Source organism: Flavobacterium sp. H4147, assembly GCF_029360735.1.
Taxonomy (GTDB): domain Bacteria; phylum Bacteroidota; class Bacteroidia; order Flavobacteriales; family Flavobacteriaceae; genus Flavobacterium; species Flavobacterium endoglycinae.
The window spans coordinates 120184-137608 of the sequence record NZ_JARKNB010000001.1; the positions used below are offsets into that span (position 1 = coordinate 120184).

Sequence of the window (17425 nt, forward strand, 5' to 3'; positions counted from 1 at the left end):
TTAAATTCTACTAATCATATATACTTAATATAAAAATGAAAACATCAATACAAAATATTTTTACAATTCTATTCTTTTTAACCTTCTCTATTTCATTCGCTCAAAACGTAGAAGGTGTTGTTACAACAAATGAAAACATACCTTTAGAGGCTGCTAACGTGGTAATAAAAGGAACTACTTCTAGTGCGACTACAGATAACAGCGGAAAATTTATTATAGATACAAAAGGAAGACTTCCTTTAACTTTACTGGTTCAATATGTGGGTTATGTAACCGCAGAAATTGAAGTTTCGGCTATACCAGTAAATCCTATTCAAATTGCATTGAAAGAAGAAAATGAACTTATTGAAGTAGTCGTATCTTCAAGACGTCGTATCGAAAAAGTACAGGATGTGCCAATTGCGATATCTGTTATTACAGGAAAACAAGCTGAACAAACTGGAGCTTTCAACGTAAATCGTATTAAAGAATTAGTACCTTCTGTACAATTATATTCTTCAAACCCTAGAAATACTGGAATTAACATCCGTAGTTTAGGTTCTCCATTCGGATTGACAAATGACGGAATTGATCCTGGAGTTGGTTTTTATGTAGACGGAGTTTATTATGCACGTCCAGCTGCTACAACTCTTGACTTTATCGACGTAGAACAAATTGAGGTTTTGCGTGGTCCTCAAGGTTCTCTGTTTGGAAAAAACACTACATCAGGAGCGTTTAACATTACAACACGTAAACCAAGTTTTACTTCGGGCGCTGATTTTGAAGTAAGTTATGGAAATTATTCTTTCTTACAAGCTAAAGCTTCTCTTACTGGTGCATTGGGTAAAAAAGTAGCCGGAAGATTATCTTTCTCAGGAACTCAACGTGATGGTCTAATTGATAATGTGGTAACAGGAAGACCAACTAATACTTTGAACAATCAAGGAATCAGAGGTCAGTTACTTTGGACACCAACTGTAAATACGAATGTTATCTTTGCTGCTGACATTACAACACAGCGTCCGGATGGATATGCACAAGTTGTTGCAGGAGTAGCTCCAACTCAAAGAGCAGCTTATCGTCAGTTCAATGCTATTATCGCTGATTTAAATTACCAATTACCAAGTCAAAATGCTTTTGATCGTAAAATTGATCAAGACACACCTTGGCGTTCTAACCAAGACATGGGAGGTTTCTCTTTAAATATTGATACTAAAATTGGTGGTGGAACTCTTACTTCAACAACAGCTTGGCGTTTTTGGAACTGGGATCCATCAAACGACAGAGATTTTACAGGATTACAAGTATTGGCAAAATCTCAAAATCCAACAAGACAAACTCAAATTACTCAAGAAGTTCGTTATGCAGGTCAGTTAACTTCTAGATTAAGTGGTGTTGCAGGTGTATTCTTTATTGATCAAACTTCACAAACAGACGGAACTGAAGAATCAGGAAATGCGCAATGGAGATTCTCTCAAAGTACTACAAGTTCATTATGGAAAACTCCAGGACTTTTTGAAGGTTATGGAATCAAAACTGATGCAAGAATTAGAGCTTCGAGTGCTGCGGTATTTGGTCAGCTTGACTGGGCAATTACAGATCGTTTACACGTTTTACCAGGTTTACGATATAATTTCGACAAAAAAGATGCGCACTACGCGCGTACAACATACGGAGGATTACAAACAAATGATCCACAATTATTGGCTTTGAAAAAATTGGTTTATTCAGATCAGGCTTTTGATTCGAGTACAGACAACACCGATTTTTCAGGAAACATTACTGTAAATTTTAAAGCAACAGATAAAATCAATGCTTACGGAACTTTCGCTAAAAGTTACAAACCAGTTGGAGTAAACGTAGCAGGACTTCCAACAAATTCAGCTGGTCAGCCATTATTAGATCTTGCTGTTATCAAACCTGAAAAAGTATACCATTATGAAGTAGGAGTAAAAACTTCTCCCTTCAAAAATTCAATTTTTAACTTGGCTTTCTTCAATACTGATATTAAAGATTTCCAAACTAACGTTCAAGCAGCCGAATTGGGTGTAAACCGTGGTTATCTTGCTAATGCTGATAAAGTTCGCGTAAGAGGTGTTGAATTGGATGCAAGTTTTTTCATAAGCGACCATTTAACGATAAATGGTGCTGCAACGTATACAGATGGAAAATATGTTAAGTTTACAAACGCACCACTTCCATTAGAAGAAACTGGAGCTCCTGTATCTTTTAAAGATGTTTCGGGAACTGACTTACCAGGAGCTTCAAGATGGGCAGGATCTTTAGGAGGAGAACTTTCTGATCGTGCAAGATTCTTTGGAAATGCAGGAAAAATATTCCTTGCTGTTGATTCGTATGCACGTTCTGAATTTTCATCAAGCCCTTCTGCTTCAAAATATTTAGTAGTTCAGGGATATGCCATTTTTAATGCGCGTTTAGGTTTCCGTGCATCGCAAGGTTTATCAGTTCACTTTTGGGGACGTAACTTACTGAATAAAGATTATTATGAGCAACTATTACCGGCAGGAGGTAATGCAGGACAATATGCTGGTGTTCTTGGCGATCAAAGAACATACGGAATTACATTAAAATATTCTTTATAAAGAAGATTCATCATAATTAAAATAGTAACCGGGACAAGTTAAATACTTGTCCCGGTTTTTTTTTGCCCTGTTTTTAAAATTCAGAAAAACTATGTTCAGTTGTCTTCACATATAATTTTTGTCTTATTCTGTTATTTTAAAACCTTTTACGGTAACATTTTATGTCGGTAATAAAGTTCTTTTGCAGACTTAATTATACCTCTGTTCATAAAACAGAAAGTCAATAAATCCATCTTGGCATTTAATAACTATTTATTTGTCAAACATTTAAAAAAACTAAATTTTATTAAACATGAAAAAAATGAAACCTTTCTTTTATTTAAGTACAACACTTTTATTAGCAATTAGCTTTTTAGTATCTAGTTGCGGAAAAGGTAATACCTCATCCGAAACAATTCAGTTTATAAATGGTACATATGCTATAATGACTCTACAAAATCAGGGAGATTACAATTTAGTTGGAGGACAACCAAAAGATGCTTCAACACAGGAAGGTATAAAAGAAATGCTTCAAAATTGGTGGAAAATATCTGATTTAAAATCAGGAATGGCACAAGTAGCCGAACTAACATCAGAAAAAGGTATGGACAGTAAAGATTTTATCAGTGAAGTTAAAGAACTAGGTATTGATAAAATGTCTAAAGAAGAATTCAATAGCCAGCTTTCAAAACTGACAGATCCTGAACACAAAATTCATTTCCAATTATTATATGATGCATACAAAGATCTTGGATATAATGCTGTTGTGGGTTGGGATTTAGGAAGAGCAAATTTCTTGTTGACAAGTTTCTACGTAGCTGATTTTACAGATGAAAGTACAGCTTTAAACAATTCACTTGAAGTTACAAAACGTATTCAAAAAACCTTTAAATCATGGGATGAATACAATAGAAGCTATTTATACGGTTACTTGTATTGGAGTAACGAAGATCCAAAAGATCAATCATCAAAATATGTTCAGCGCCAAGGTTTTGTAACAGAATTAAACAAAGACTCAAAAAGCCCTTTCCAGTTAAAATGGGATACAAAACTAGAGAAAGATTGGAAATAAGCCTGTTGACCTAACAAAGCAACTTATCTAAAAAATTAAAAAATGGAAAAAACAGAATCAAGAATTCCGGACCTATTAAAAAGAGACGTTTACGTTATTGCAGAAAAAGCCAAATTCGTAAAATTTGGAAACACCTATAATATACTGGACGAAAACGGAAATAATATTGGTGTAATAGATCAAAAAGTGCCTGGGTGGCAAAAATTATTATCGCTTGCCTTAAGCAAAGAATCGTTCCCTTATACGTATACTATTGCAGATAATAGCGGAAATGTAGCGGCAACGATTAAAAGAGGATGGACATTCTTTATGTCAAAAATTGAAATCTATGATGCCAATAACAACAAAATTGGGGTAATGAAGGAGAAGATGAAGCTAATGCATAATTCATTCGAAATTGAAAATCCTGAAGGAAAAGTAATTGCTTCTATAAAATCAACCTCAGCAGGTTTAACAGACTTTAGCATTACTGGAGTTTCTGATGAAAAAATTGGTACTATAGAACGACAATGGAAAAATGGTGTAAAAGAAATAGCTGCACAGGCACTATTTCCAGGAACTGATAAATATTGTGTAACTATTGATCCAAAGTACACGAACGATCCTTTAAAAACAATTGCAATTGCAGGTTCAATTGTAGTTGATATGTCATTTAGAAATTAACAACAAACAGTATTATGAGTAATACAATACACGGTGTAAACCTTGCAGATTATGCTGCCGCAACAGGAGCATTAGCAAATCAATCATTAAGCTTTGATGCCATATTAAACGCTTTGAATATTAATTCTGATCAATGGACAGAAGTATGTGCAGAATATCAATTTGCCGCAATGACTGACATGGGAACCTATATGCAATATTATGGTAACCCTGGATTAAGTCCTAAATTCAGCAATCTGCTAACAAGCACAGAAAATAATGCCAATGCGGGAGCAAATTCAATTTACTCTCAATTAATGGGTAATATGTCAAATCTTTTTGGAGGTGCAGACGACGATGATGACGATGATGATGACTTTGAGATTGAACCAGTACCTAGTGATAAGAAAGGATTACTTGCTTTTGGTTCTATAATTTTATGCCAGCATCCTACAGATACTTTTGAGATCTATGGTTACAAAAGCGATTTAAAAGATATGCTTGAAAATTCATGGGAAATAATAAATCAAGAAGGAGCAATTGAAACTCTTGAATGGTTAAAAGAAGAGGGACATAGAAACCAACAAGCAGAAATTGATGAAGATACAATAGAAGAAATCAAAGAATATCAAGAAGCTTTATCACCAAAAGTTAAACTTAATATTGATGAAAACGGTAATCCTACAGATATTGACGCTTGGGATATTGAGCGTATAGGTTCTGTTGCACGTTATTGCTATGCTGCTGGTTATATAGATCAGCAAACTTGTCTGCAATATTTAGAAATCGCCAGTAAAATGGCCAAAGAAAACTACCAAAATTGGTCTGAATATGCAGCATCATTCATGACAGGACGCTTATTTATGTATGGAGGTAGTCCAGCTAATTTTGCAGCTGCAATATTAGAAATGTTAAACAATCCTAGCAGTTTGTGGAATACATATCCATTGAAATAATATAATTTTTAAAAAGATATTTTTCAAAGGGGCCTATTACTGGCCCCTATTTTCAATATACAAATGCTTTTAAACAACGAGAAATAAAAAGTTACAACCATATTTAATATAGCAGTTGTATAATCAACAATAAAAAAATATAAAATGAACAATAATAACATACAAGAAATTCTTTTACAAGAACATAATCGTGATAAAAAACTAACCTTTTACGCTTTTGCTTTTTATGCTGTAATTGGCGTTTTGGTTATAATTGCTTTGTTCAGGATGCTTTTATCCAATTTTACTGGAACCACTCCTACTTATTACAAATTGATTGGACCTGTTATCATTATTGGTTTTGGAATTGTAGTATTCAAAAAAATTAAAGCACTTAACACTCGTCATTTATTAATAGAACAGCTATTTAATAATTTAAATAATGGAAAAAAGGCTTCTTCGATAACACAATACATTGATTATAAAGTAATATTGCCATTAGGAAGAATGAAAATCAAATTGCTTCCTGTAAACTTCCTTACTTTTTCTTTAGCCAATCAACAATATATTTTACCTGTACCGGTGGGTATCGAATCAGATTTTAAAGTTTTACTTAGTGGTGTAAACATCAATCATGTTAATACGCTAAAAGAGAATCTTTATAATGATTCAAAAATTGAAAGCGCACAGCCTGTTGCTTTGAAATCCATTGCAGAATTTAAAGATTATGCCAATCAGGAACTGACTTCAATATTGGAAAAAATGGAAAAAAGCCGAAAAAAAGGATTGAGTTTTTCTATTATAGCTACTATTTTTTCTCTTTTAATAATAGTAGGATTTATGGTGTTCAATTACACGGCCGTATCCAATGCAACAAATACTACAACTGAAACATATGGGAATTCTATATTCATGTACTATATTATAGGTTTTGGGATATTATTTGCTCTTATTTACTTGGTTTACATGCCATTGATGAAGAAAAAATACCAACAAGTGGGAGATTCTGGAGAAAATTATACCTCGTTTAAAGAGCGTATCTTAAAACAGATGATTTCCTTCATCAATCCTTCTTTTCAATACGTAGAGCATGGTTACATTGGAAAAAAAGAACTACAGGAAATAGCTATACTTAAAGATAAAAATTATGACATTACAGGAAATGACCAGATTCTTGGCAGTCATAATGGTGTACCTTTTCAGTATTGCGATTTGCATATCACTTACATGCCTAGTATACGTTTAGAACACCAATCAGCTGAAGAAATTTTTTCTGGGCAATTCTTTATGGCAAAATTCAACAAAACATTTAATACGCAAATTGTAGTTTCTCCAAAAACTGGAGTCTCAGGATTTATCACCAGCAATTCTTTTTCTGCGAATATTATCCAGCCTTCAAACAAAATAATGCTGGAAGATCCTGAATTTACAAAAATGTTCGATGTGTATGCTGATGATCAAATAGAAGCACGTTATGTTTTAACACCAAGCACTATGCAGAATATTAAAGACATAGCTGTCAAAGCAAAAGGAAATCTTTTCTTGTTTTTTACCAATAACAAAATAATTGTTGCCAACAATAATCGTGAAAATAAATTTGAAACTGGTGTTACAACCAAATTGAAACCTGAATTATTGACCTCTTTTTACGAAGACCTATACAAACAATTATCAATTATTGATGATCTTAAACTGAATATCAATATTTGGAAACAGTAGTTAATTAAACATTCAAATTATGACAGGACTAATTTCTTTAATTATAGCTATAATAGTCATAGCCATAATAGTATCCATCATCTCGGTTTATAATTCATTGAATATGCGACGCAATCAAATTCAAAATGCGTTCTCATCTTTAGATGCTTTATTTATCAAACGTAGTGATCTTATTCCAAACCTTGTAACCGTTGTAAAACAATACACCAATTACGAAAAAGAAGTATTGGAAAAAATAACACAATTGCGTCAATCAAAATCAGATACAACTGAGTATACTGCAGACAGTGAAGTCAGCCAGATGATGAAACAAATCATGATCCAAGTAGAAAATTATCCTGATTTAAAAGCCAGCAGTCAATTTAATAATTTACAATACAGCTGGAATGAATCAGAGGAACAAATAGCCGCCAGTCGTCGTTATTTAAGTGCTTCTATTACTGATTACAATAATGGTCTTAGCACTTTTCCTGGAAATGTAATTGGTACTAATTTTGGATTTAAAAAACAGGAATGGCAAATGGCTACAGAGACACAACGCCAAAATGTAAATGCAGAAGATTTGTTTAATAAATAATAAATTTAAACTGTAAATTTTCAATCAAAAGCGAGATATACCTAAAAATATATCTCGCTTTTTTGAATTCCGAAATCACAAAATAGCATTTAAAACAAATTTTAATCCTGCTTTTAATTAATTCTGGTTGTCTATATTCGCAGCTTGAATGTATCGACTAGATGAAGATTTTCAGGTTAGTACTTATTTTAGGCATTATAAGCAGTTTTGCATCGGCGCAAAACATAAAGAAAACAGATCAGCAGACACTGACCTGGATTCGCTATTATAATATTTTTCCGCTGTCTGAAAAATGGGCCATTCATTCTGAAATTGACAATCGAAGTTTTGTAAATCCCATTCATCAAAATTTATTTGTAATCAGAGCTCAAGGACGATATCGTGCTTCAAAACTAATTGATTTAGGAAGTGGTTTTGCTTTTTTTAATGTCAATACACAAAACCCAAACGTTGATCCAGATTATTCTGTTCCAGAATATCGTGCACAACAAGATATTACCTTAATCAACGATATTGCCAAGATTACTTTTCATAATCGATTTCAGCTTGAAGAGCGTTATATTCAAAAAGCAGACAAAACAGAATTACTGAATGATTTCTCATTTTCATTTCGCTTTCGTTATAGAGTACAATCGACATTTGATCTTTGGAAAAAAGAAAGCAGAAGCATAAAAGGAACTATTTCTGATGAAGTGATGTTCAATTTTGGAAAAGACAACAAAAGAAATACTTTTGATCAAAACCGTTTGTACGCTGCGTTACGATATCATGTTACTCCCAATATCGGATTGGAATTAGGATATATAAAAAACTTTCAGAGAAGATTAAGCGGAGTTGATTTCTATGATCGGGATATTATTCGATTTACTTTATATCATCGCATTGATCGTAAGTTTTAATTTTAGATTTTAGATTTTAGATTTTAGATTTTACAAAAAACTCGTTCAAATTGAAAATTTGAACGGGTTTTTTGTAAGCTTTGTTCCTTTGAGCCTCTGTACCTTTGAACCTTTATTGGAAAAAAAACCTAATCTCTAGATCTTCTCTTTCCTCCTTTTTCAGAACCTGTAAAGTTTCCTATTTTATAAGCTAAAGAAAACATTACATATCGTCTTAAAACCGTATTTTCTTCATCGCGGATTGAGGTTGCTGAGATTGTTCTTGTGGCACTTAAATTCTGATTTAAAATATCATACACTTTTACTTTTGCGTACAGTTTTTTATCTAAAAATCCATAAGACAAACTGGTATTCCATAGATAGAAATCTTTTTTGAATCCATCAGAAATATTCGAATTGTAGGTATAACCAAAATCATTACCGAAAATTAAATTTTCTGGCCAGTACGTTGTCGTTTGTAAATTGATTCTGTGCACCACGTTAGACGTTGCATCTCTTGAATAATTTTCATATTTCGACTGATTGTATGATAAATTATATGATGGTGCAATAGTCAATATTTCTCCGTAATCATACGACATGTATATTTTTGGAGTGATTCCAGTTGATTTTGCATTGTATAAAGCAGCATTTGTAAATCCTTTATCAAAAGTATAATTTCCGCTGATCCCTAGACCATAACGAAGTGTATGCGCACCACTTTTAACTGACTGATTCCAGTTTGCTCCCAACGAAATATTATAAACTCCAGAAATATTTAAGTACGTTGTGGTTCTTTTTCCACTATCATCATACACCGAAGTCGACACAATATCATTGTCATAATAATCTCCTTTTAAATTTACACTGTAACCTGAACGAGATCTGAAATCGTAATTTCTAAAATTAAAATTAACACTGCTCTTTTCTATTGGATTCAAATCAGGATTTCCCACAATGGTATTCAACGGATTACTTAAATTAACCACTGGCATTAACTGAGCTGCAGATGGCAATGTATTCGAATAATCGTACTTAAATGATAAATTTTTAGAACGGCTGAATTTATATCGAAGTAACGCAGTCGCAAAAGGTAATGCATATTTTTTATTTAAATCTGAAGCATTATTAAGGTATAACGAATGATTATCAAAATTCACAATCGAAGTACGGCTGTCTAAATTAACTGTAAATTTATTTTTCTGCAAAGTAACCCCAACTTTTGGTGTAACTGAGTTTTGAGTAGAACTAGTGTAATTACTTAGAGCCTGATTGTAATCGGTATAGGCTTGCGTATCAGCATCAAAATTAAAAGTACGTTCGTCGTTGCTGGTACTTTTCCAATCGAAATCTGATCCAATTCTAATTCGTAATGAGTCCGTAATTGGCTCTGTATATTCGATATCTGCCGAATAAGAATCACTTGTACTTTTCTTTCTTGTTTTCTGATTTCTTTCATCATTTGGTTTGTTATCCTGATAAAAGATAGTTTCGGAAATATTCAAGGCATCAGAATCACTGTTGGTATTATTATTCGTGAAAACAACACTCAGATTACGCGATTTTCTTTCAAAAGCTTTATTGAAATTGATTGTATTCGCAAAATTGGTATTGTTACTTTCAGAATAAGAGCTTCCAGTACTTTCATTTAAAGGATTTCCGTTTTCATCTTCAGAAGAGCTTGAAGAAATAGCATTACTATTTGTTCGCGATTGGCTCACTTTGGGTGCTACCACAATTCGAGTTTTCGGGTCAATTTTATATTCCAGCTCAAAGTTGGCGTTGTTTCCTGTACTTTCGTTTCTTGTTTTTGATTCGGATTCAGTGATAATATTTCCTGTTGGCAGAAAACTTAACTGATTCGCTTTACTGTCATTTTTATTCACTGTATTGGAGAAATTATAGCTTCCCATTGCCAGCAAATCTTTTGTCCAATCATCAGAGTAATTAATTCCCACTAGATTTGACTGTGTGATTCCTTTTCCGCTTGAGCCAGAATTTGAGTTCCCTCCTCTTCCACTGCTATTTCGTCCGCCACTCATATTGTCAAACACATCGTCCATAGAAAATCCTGTAGAATTAATGTTGTTTGAAGAAGCAAGCAGACTTATTTTTTGTTTATTATTGAAAAAGTTCAAATTGACATTGGCTTCATAACGATCATCTGTACCATAGCCACCCATTACTTTTCCAAAATACCCTTTGTTTTTCTTTTCATCAATAGTAATATTAATACTTGAAAAATCAGAAGTAGATTCTTGTTTTGAAAGTTCTTCTTTTTTGGTTTTAAAGTCCGAAACTTGAACTTTTTTGATAATATCGGCTGGAAGGTTTTTAATGGCAATAGCGCCATCTTTGTCAAAAAACGTTTTTCCATTTACTAAAACCTGATTGACTTCCCTTCCGTTTACAGTAATTTTCCCGTCGTTATCAACATCAAATCCAGGCAGTTGTTTCAGTAAAGTTTCAACATTAGAATCTGGGCGGACTTTATAAGATGCCGCATTAAACTCTAAAGTATCTTTTTTGATGGTAATTGGCGCTGCTTCCGTCTTAATTACAACATCATTAAGCGCATTTACATTTTCTATAAGGTATACTTTTCCAAAATCTTTACTTTCTGTAAGTCCTTTGTATTCTTCATAATACGTTTGATATCCCATGTAATTTACTTTTAAGAATACAGGTTTATCAAATTTTTTAATATTCATTCGAAAAGCACCGTTTTTGTCGGTTGTGGCATATTCGATTACAGTAGAATCTTTTACGGTGGTAAAATAAACAGTGGCAAGTTCTAATGGCAGTTGTGTGTTTACATCTAGAACTGTTCCTTTAACAGTGATATCGTTTTGTGCATTTGCAGCAAAAACAAAAAGGAAAAAAAGCGATAAAAATGAAATTAATTTGGTCATAAAAATAGGTTGGTGAGTTTAGTTAGACTATAAAAAAACCAAAAGGTTTAATTGTAGATTTTACATTTATTCAAATAACGTGCCATTAAAATTCATATTAGACAATGCATATAAGATCACTTCCTAATTAAATTTATTGCAAAATATTGGATTTCAAAAATTTACACCAATAAAAAAGGGTGATTTTCCCCTTATAAAAACCGTTTTTAACCTTGCTCCTGCTTCTAAAAAAATCAAAAACTTTGCGACAACAAATTAAAGGAGCAATCAGAAAATCCTAAAAAAGAGTATGACAGAAAAGTCGAAAACTGATTAGAGTAGGCATTTTTAAAACCAAATTATCATGAGAAATATTTTTAAAGGTTCCTTAAAAGGATATGTGTGTGAGGATTGTCGTGAAGAAATATCTGAAGTTGAAATTTTAATTTATCATCCATACAAAAGAACGAACACTGCCGCTCAAGCAGCTACCAATGAAAAAGACGATTTTCGTTTTGTTTCAAAAGATGAAATAAAGCAAAGAGCAGAATTACTCGTTTACAAAGCAAAAACGGATGCAAAAGGTAATTTTGCGATCGAAATTGATGAAAGATATCTTGATGCTAGTTTTGATGTTGATTTTGTATGCGGTTCTGTTCCCCCTAAACATCCAAAACCAAAAAAAGATGAAATTGTACAGCTTCATATAGCTACGATATCAATACGTGAAGAATTAGCAAAGCAGGCAAAAGACCAAAATTATCGTTGGGAATATGCCATTGCATATAAATGGTGGTGTTACATTCGCGGACATTTTTTTGACGCTTGGACGATCTGTGGTCATTTAATGAACTGCAGAACCAATACTCCAATTGCCAATGCAAAAGTGACAGCAATGGATGCGGATTTTTTAACCGATGACAATCTGGGAATTGCTACAACTGATTCTAACGGACATTTTAGAATTGATTATACTTCTGCCGACTTCAAAAAAACTTTTCTTTCTCCATGGATTAATGTAGAAACTGATCCTAATTTTCTTTCTTTTCAAAGCGGACCTGATGTCTATTTTAAAGCAGAATTAGCGGGAACACAATTAATTGACGAAACCAAAGCCAATGCACGCAAAAATGTAGGGTATTGTTTATGTGTGAATTTATGTTCTGATGTAAATGTCGTAAATCCTGACGATCCTAATTTCCCAAGTGCATGGACAGGAATTGGAAATGCTTTCAGTTCATCTTATGGATCGAGCAGTTACGATTTTGATGCCGATGGTTATGCTGGATCTGGCAAACATGTTATCTATTCGATTATTAGATTAACGGGACAGGCGGCGTTAAAATCAGCTTCGGGGAATCCAATTGAATATCGTTTTAGAATCAGTGATACTACAGCGCCAAATAATACAGCTAGTTTAGCCGAATCTAATTTTACCAAAATTGTGGGCGTTACGCCAGGATTATTTTATCCAAGCATAGTTTCAAAATTAACCCGAAAAGTATATTCGTTTATTCTTAATGACATTTTTGTATACAGCGATCAGAGTGATTTTGATGCCGAAGGCTGGTTTGACGTAAATCATGCTATTGAAAGAACTTTAATTGCAGTAGGATTGACACCTGCCGATTTAGCTCTTTATAATATTATTGAAGAAGATACGCTGATTTCATTAAATACAACAGCACTGACAACAGCACCAAATGTTCCTGGCGGTATTAAAGCAGGGCAGAATATTCCAGCAGCCAATAAAATTGGATTAGAAAAATTTGCCATCCGATTTGAGATTAGAGAAGTAATCAACAAAGCAGCCAACATTTTTGGCGTTATTGGCGGAAACGGAAAAACACTTAATTCTGTTATCATGAATAACAATCCAATATACAGACAATTATCTGTTAAAGAATTGGACGAAACCAGTCTTTGCAGTCCAATAAGCGGCACTATACATGCGAGATATACCGTTTATCATCCGTATTTATCAGGTTGCAGCCTGCATTTAAATAATAACAGTCATTCGGTAGAAAGAGATATTTCAGATGGGGTAATAAATACTCTTCCGGCAGTTGACGAAAGAACTAATAACAGTTCACAGCTCAACAATCCGCCGGCCGATATGACTCGTTGTACGTATACTTTAAAATTGTATTCGTCTACCAGAAAACACAATGGTGATTATGGAGATTCTGATGGCGGCACACCATTGGAACAAATTTTCTTCTACGAAGCGTAGATTAAAGTTTTAAACCAAAAAAGCAGTATTTCGACTGAAATACTGCTTTTATTTATCATAAAGATTTTTAAAATCTTATTTTTCTCTAATGTAAATATCGATTGGCACTCCTGCAAAATCCCAATTATCACGAATTTTATTTTCTAAATAACGTTTGTATGGTTCTTTTACGTATTGTGGTAAGTTTGCAAAAAACACAAATTGCGGCGTCGCAGTTGGTAACTGCATACAATACTTGATTTTCACATATTTTCCTTTCATAGCCGGCGGCGGATAAGCTTCAATTACTTTCAACATATATTCGTTGAATTTAGAAGTTGGAATTCTTTGTTTTCTATTTTCGAAAACCTGAACTGTAGCTTCAAGCGCTTTCAATAAACGCTGCTTGGTTAAAGCAGAAACGAATAAAATGGGCACATCTGTAAAAGGCATTAATTCTTTCTTGATTTTCTCTTCGTAATCACGAGTAGACATGGTATCTTTTTCTAGCAAATCCCATTTGTTTACTAAGATTACAACACCTTTACGGTTTTTTTCAGCCAACCAGAAAATACTCTGATCCTGACCTTCAAATCCACGTGTTGCGTCGATAACCAATATACAAATATCTGCATGCTCAATTGCTCTTACAGAACGCATTACAGAATAAAATTCTAAATCTTCTTTAACTTTTGCTTTACGGCGAATTCCGGCAGTATCAACCAAATTAAATTCAAAACCAAAACGATCAAATTTTGTATCAATAGCGTCGCGAGTTGTTCCAGCAATATCGGTAACAATATAACGATCTTTACCAATCAAAGCGTTGATGAAACTAGATTTTCCAGCGTTTGGACGACCTACAACTGCAAAACGAGGCAATTCAACTTCTGCTGTAACTGGTTCTGGTTTTTCTGGGAAAGCTTCAATTAAAGCATCTAATAAATCTCCTGTTCCACTTCCAGAAATACTGGCGAAAGTATAATATTCGCCTAAACCAAGATTGTAAAATTCAACAGCGTCTTTTTCGCGCATAGCATTATCAACCTTATTTACAGCCAATAAAACTGGTTTTGTTACTTTACGCAGCAATTTTGCAACCGTTTCATCCATTGGTGTAATTCCTTCTTCAACATCCACCACAAAAATAATAACATCGGCTTCGTCGATAGCAAGCTCAACTTGTTTGCGGATTTCACCTTCGAAAACGTCATCAGACCCTCGAACATATCCACCTGTATCAATGACAGAAAACTCTTTTCCGTTCCACTCGCTTTTACCATAGTTTCTATCACGGGTAACCCCAGATACTGAATCTACAATAGCTTCTCTTCTTTGTATCAGCCTATTAAACAGGGTCGATTTCCCCACATTAGGTCTTCCTACTATCGCAACAATGTTATTACTCATTTTTGTAAATTTTAGATTTTAGATTTCAGATCCTAGATTTTTAATTCCTTTAAAAACCTAATCAATTGTAATCCAAAATACTTTGTTTAAATTTTTTGCAAAGGTACATAAAAAAGTTGCTAAGATGTTAAGTTTCTAAGTACCTAAGTTTTTATTGTTTTTTTGTATAATTTTTAAGAGCTAATCCAGCTATCCGCTATATCTTTTCCTGGCTAAAGAAGCCAAAAAAAGGATATCGCTCCTATCTGGGCTAGGACATTTTCCAAAAGAACTTTCATTTTTACGATTAAACAAATCAACGATTAACCGATTAAATAAACACTATTGATTATATCCGAATCTCTTCAGCATATTCGCATTGCTTCTCCAGTTTTTATTCACTTTTACATAAAGTTCAAGATGAATTTGTTTTCCGAAGAATTTCTCTAAGTCAGTTCGGGCATCTGTTCCTACTTTTTTCAAAGCGGCACCTTTATGTCCAATGATGATTCCTTTTTGTGTATCGCGTTCCACCATAATTACAGAACGAATTCTGATAATAGCATCTGTTTCATGAAACTCTTCTGTTACAATTTCAACTGCATATGGAATTTCTTTACTGTAATTCAATAAGATTTTTTCACGAATGGTTTCATTCACAAAGAAACGTTCCGGTTTATCGGTTAACTGATCTTTTGGGTAATAAGGAGGTGATTCTGGTAATAATTCGATAATTCTGCCAAAAACTTCCGGTACATTAAAATTCTGAAGCGCTGAGATTGGGAAAATTTCAGCATTTGGCACTTTTTCTTTCCAAAAAGCAACTTGTTCTTCTAATTGTTCTTGATTTGAATTATCAATTTTGTTTAAAAGTAGTAAAACAGGGATTTTAGCATGATAGATTTTCTTGAAGAAATCTTCATCTTTTAAGTTCTGCTCCCCTATTTCAACCATATATATTAAAATGTCAGCATCTTCAAAAGCCGATTTGACGAAGTTCATCATCGACTCCTGCATTTCGTAAGCTGGTTTTATAATTCCGGGAGTGTCTGATAATACCAATTGAAAATCTTCTCCGTTCACAATTCCGAGAATTCTATGACGTGTTGTTTGGGCTTTTGAGGTAATGATTGATAATCTTTCTCCAACGAAGGCATTCATTAGAGTTGATTTTCCAACATTTGGATTTCCGATGATATTTACGAAACCTGCTTTATGTGACATTTGCATAATATTTAATTTGCAAAGGTAGGAATATCAACTCAATACAGAAAATAAAAGATTTTTTAAAATTTTCGTTGGAATTCTCAAAAATGGGCGTATCTTTGCACCCGAAACATCGCGGGATAGAGCAGTAGGCAGCTCGTCGGGCTCATAACCCGAAGGTCACAGGTTCGAGTCCTGTTCCCGCTACTACCAAAAACACCACTTCTAACAAGTGGTGTTTTTTTTTATTAATTTTATATCTATGAAAGAATTTGTTGTTTACATTCTTTATTCTCGAAAATTCCATAAAAGCCAAAAGCCTTATTATTTACTTCTAATCTAATTGAGATTCAAACTACACCAACTTCTTTGTTTGATTTTCATAACTTAAAAGATGAAACAAAAAGAAACAATTAGAGAATTTTACACCAATCACGGGCAAGAATATCCCAAAACAGGACAATTCAATGTATACCGTAGAGAGGAATTTGCTTGCGATAATACGTCTTTACCACCTAACCGTAGAGATTTTTATAAAATTTCACTTGTTACAAAAGGTACAGGAATTATGAGTTATGCAGATAAATCAATAAATATTGACAAACCCGCGATTACGTTTCTTAATCCGCTTATTCCCTATTCATGGCAGCCAACTTCTGAAAATCAAACAGGTTTTTTCTGTCTTTTCACTGAAGATTTTGTAAACTCCTCATTAAAAAACGAAAACCTTTCGCAGTCAGCATTATTCAAAGTAGGCGGCAATCATATATTCTTTCTCAATGAAGAAAATTTAAAACTTTTGGAAGGCATTTTTGAAAATATGACTCAGGAAATCTGTTCCGTATATACCAATAAATATGATTTATTGAGAAGTTATGTGCAAATTATCATGCACGAGGCTATGAAAATGCAATCACCAGAAACTTTTTACCAACCTACCAATGCTGCAGAACGTATTAGCATGATGTTTTTGGAATTATTAGAAAGACAATTTCCTATTGATTCCCCAAGCCAAACATTGAAACTTAAAACAGCTAATGAATTTGCTGCACAACTCAATTTACATACCAATACTCTAAACAGAGCATTAAAAGAAAGTACAGGCAAAACCACTTCTGAATGGATTGCAGAAACACTGCTTAAAGAAGCAAAAGCATTATTAAAATTCAGCAGTTGGGATATAGCAGAAATAGCATATAGTTTAGGCTTTGAACACTCATCCAATTTTATTATTTTCTTCAAAAAACAAACCAACGAAACTCCTAATCAATTTAGAAAAACAAGCGTTTCTATTTCATAACAACTTGTTTGATTAGCATAATTTAAAGCAAACATCAGACTAT

The 17425-nt window shown here is 33.4% G+C and carries 12 protein-coding genes and 1 tRNA gene; 10 read left to right on the top strand and 3 right to left on the bottom strand.

Features of this window, described 5'->3' with window-relative positions; genetic code table 11:
* The first annotated feature begins 35 nt into the window (after nucleotides 1-35).
* The 7 genes from P2W75_RS00505 (at nucleotide 36) to P2W75_RS00535 (ending at nucleotide 8405) form a co-directional block, all read left to right on the top strand.
* Nucleotides 36-2582: a TonB-dependent receptor gene (locus P2W75_RS00505; RefSeq protein WP_276378515.1), complete on the top strand. Its 2547-nt coding sequence runs from the start codon at nucleotides 36-38 to the stop codon at nucleotides 2580-2582.
* 292 nt (nucleotides 2583-2874) lie between these two features.
* Nucleotides 2875-3633, top strand: a complete 759-nt coding sequence (locus P2W75_RS00510; RefSeq protein ID WP_276378516.1) for a DUF1266 domain-containing protein — start codon at nucleotides 2875-2877, stop codon at nucleotides 3631-3633.
* A 42-nt stretch (nucleotides 3634-3675) separates the two neighbouring features.
* Nucleotides 3676-4296: a phospholipid scramblase-related protein gene (locus tag P2W75_RS00515; RefSeq protein WP_207297546.1), complete on the top strand. Its 621-nt coding sequence runs from the start codon at nucleotides 3676-3678 to the stop codon at nucleotides 4294-4296.
* Nucleotides 4297-4310: 14 nt separating this feature from the next.
* Nucleotides 4311-5231: a DUF1266 domain-containing protein gene (locus P2W75_RS00520; protein WP_276378517.1), complete on the top strand. Its 921-nt coding sequence runs from the start codon at nucleotides 4311-4313 to the stop codon at nucleotides 5229-5231.
* 144 nt (nucleotides 5232-5375) lie between these two features.
* Nucleotides 5376-6929, top strand: coding sequence for a DUF3137 domain-containing protein (locus tag P2W75_RS00525; protein WP_276378518.1), 1554 nt, complete (start codon nucleotides 5376-5378; stop codon nucleotides 6927-6929).
* A gap of 19 nt (nucleotides 6930-6948) precedes the next feature.
* Nucleotides 6949-7506 carry a LemA family protein gene (locus tag P2W75_RS00530; protein ID WP_276378519.1) on the top strand — a complete coding sequence of 186 codons (558 nt, stop codon included), beginning with the start codon at nucleotides 6949-6951 and terminating at the stop codon, nucleotides 7504-7506.
* A gap of 161 nt (nucleotides 7507-7667) precedes the next feature.
* Nucleotides 7668-8405 (top strand): DUF2490 domain-containing protein, encoded by a 738-nt coding sequence (locus P2W75_RS00535; RefSeq protein ID WP_276378520.1) that lies wholly within the window; start codon nucleotides 7668-7670, stop codon nucleotides 8403-8405.
* A 128-nt stretch (nucleotides 8406-8533) separates the two neighbouring features.
* Here P2W75_RS00535 and P2W75_RS00540 read toward each other — a convergent pair whose 3' ends face one another.
* The gene (locus tag P2W75_RS00540; RefSeq protein WP_276378521.1) at nucleotides 8534-11296 is read right to left on the bottom strand and encodes an outer membrane beta-barrel protein; all 2763 of its coding nucleotides are present in this window, start codon (nucleotides 11294-11296) and stop codon (nucleotides 8534-8536) included.
* 343 nt (nucleotides 11297-11639) lie between these two features.
* Here P2W75_RS00540 and P2W75_RS00545 point away from each other — a divergent pair, with 343 nt between their 5' ends.
* Complete coding sequence (locus P2W75_RS00545; RefSeq protein ID WP_276378522.1) at nucleotides 11640-13508, top strand: hypothetical protein; 1869 nt, start codon at nucleotides 11640-11642, stop codon at nucleotides 13506-13508.
* Nucleotides 13509-13583: 75 nt separating this feature from the next.
* Here P2W75_RS00545 and der read toward each other — a convergent pair whose 3' ends face one another.
* Complete coding sequence (der, locus tag P2W75_RS00550; RefSeq protein WP_276378523.1) at nucleotides 13584-14897, bottom strand: ribosome biogenesis GTPase Der; 1314 nt, start codon at nucleotides 14895-14897, stop codon at nucleotides 13584-13586.
* 321 nt (nucleotides 14898-15218) lie between these two features.
* Nucleotides 15219-16100 carry a GTPase Era gene (era, locus tag P2W75_RS00555; RefSeq protein WP_207297554.1) on the bottom strand — a complete coding sequence of 294 codons (882 nt, stop codon included), beginning with the start codon at nucleotides 16098-16100 and terminating at the stop codon, nucleotides 15219-15221.
* A 116-nt stretch (nucleotides 16101-16216) separates the two neighbouring features.
* Between era and P2W75_RS00560 the strand changes: the two genes are divergently transcribed.
* Together P2W75_RS00560 and P2W75_RS00565 are read left to right on the top strand one after the other, a co-directional pair.
* Nucleotides 16217-16289: transfer RNA gene (locus P2W75_RS00560), tRNA-Met, on the top strand.
* 187 nt (nucleotides 16290-16476) lie between these two features.
* On the top strand, nucleotides 16477-17382 hold the full coding sequence (locus P2W75_RS00565) for an AraC family transcriptional regulator (RefSeq protein WP_276378524.1): 906 nt from the start codon (nucleotides 16477-16479) through the stop codon (nucleotides 17380-17382).
* The last annotated feature ends 43 nt before the right edge of the window (nucleotides 17383-17425 follow it).

Bases quoted from the DNA above. Each gene is read 5' to 3' on its own strand.
- P2W75_RS00545 (WP_276378522.1), top strand. From the start codon at position 11,640: ATGAGAAATATTTTTAAAGGTTCCTTAAAAGGATATGTGTGTGAGGAT.
- era (WP_207297554.1), bottom strand. From the start codon at position 16,100: ATGTCACATAAAGCAGGTTTCGTAAATATCATCGGAAATCCAAATGTT.
- P2W75_RS00565 (WP_276378524.1), top strand. From the start codon at position 16,477: ATGAAACAAAAAGAAACAATTAGAGAATTTTACACCAATCACGGGCAA.
- P2W75_RS00540 (WP_276378521.1), bottom strand. From the start codon at position 11,296: ATGACCAAATTAATTTCATTTTTATCGCTTTTTTTCCTTTTTGTTTTT.
- P2W75_RS00530 (WP_276378519.1), top strand. From the start codon at position 6,949: ATGACAGGACTAATTTCTTTAATTATAGCTATAATAGTCATAGCCATA.
- P2W75_RS00535 (WP_276378520.1), top strand. From the start codon at position 7,668: ATGAAGATTTTCAGGTTAGTACTTATTTTAGGCATTATAAGCAGTTTT.
- der (WP_276378523.1), bottom strand. From the start codon at position 14,897: ATGAGTAATAACATTGTTGCGATAGTAGGAAGACCTAATGTGGGGAAA.
- P2W75_RS00520 (WP_276378517.1), top strand. From the start codon at position 4,311: ATGAGTAATACAATACACGGTGTAAACCTTGCAGATTATGCTGCCGCA.
- P2W75_RS00525 (WP_276378518.1), top strand. From the start codon at position 5,376: ATGAACAATAATAACATACAAGAAATTCTTTTACAAGAACATAATCGT.
- P2W75_RS00515 (WP_207297546.1), top strand. From the start codon at position 3,676: ATGGAAAAAACAGAATCAAGAATTCCGGACCTATTAAAAAGAGACGTT.
- P2W75_RS00505 (WP_276378515.1), top strand. From the start codon at position 36: ATGAAAACATCAATACAAAATATTTTTACAATTCTATTCTTTTTAACC.
- P2W75_RS00510 (WP_276378516.1), top strand. From the start codon at position 2,875: ATGAAAAAAATGAAACCTTTCTTTTATTTAAGTACAACACTTTTATTA.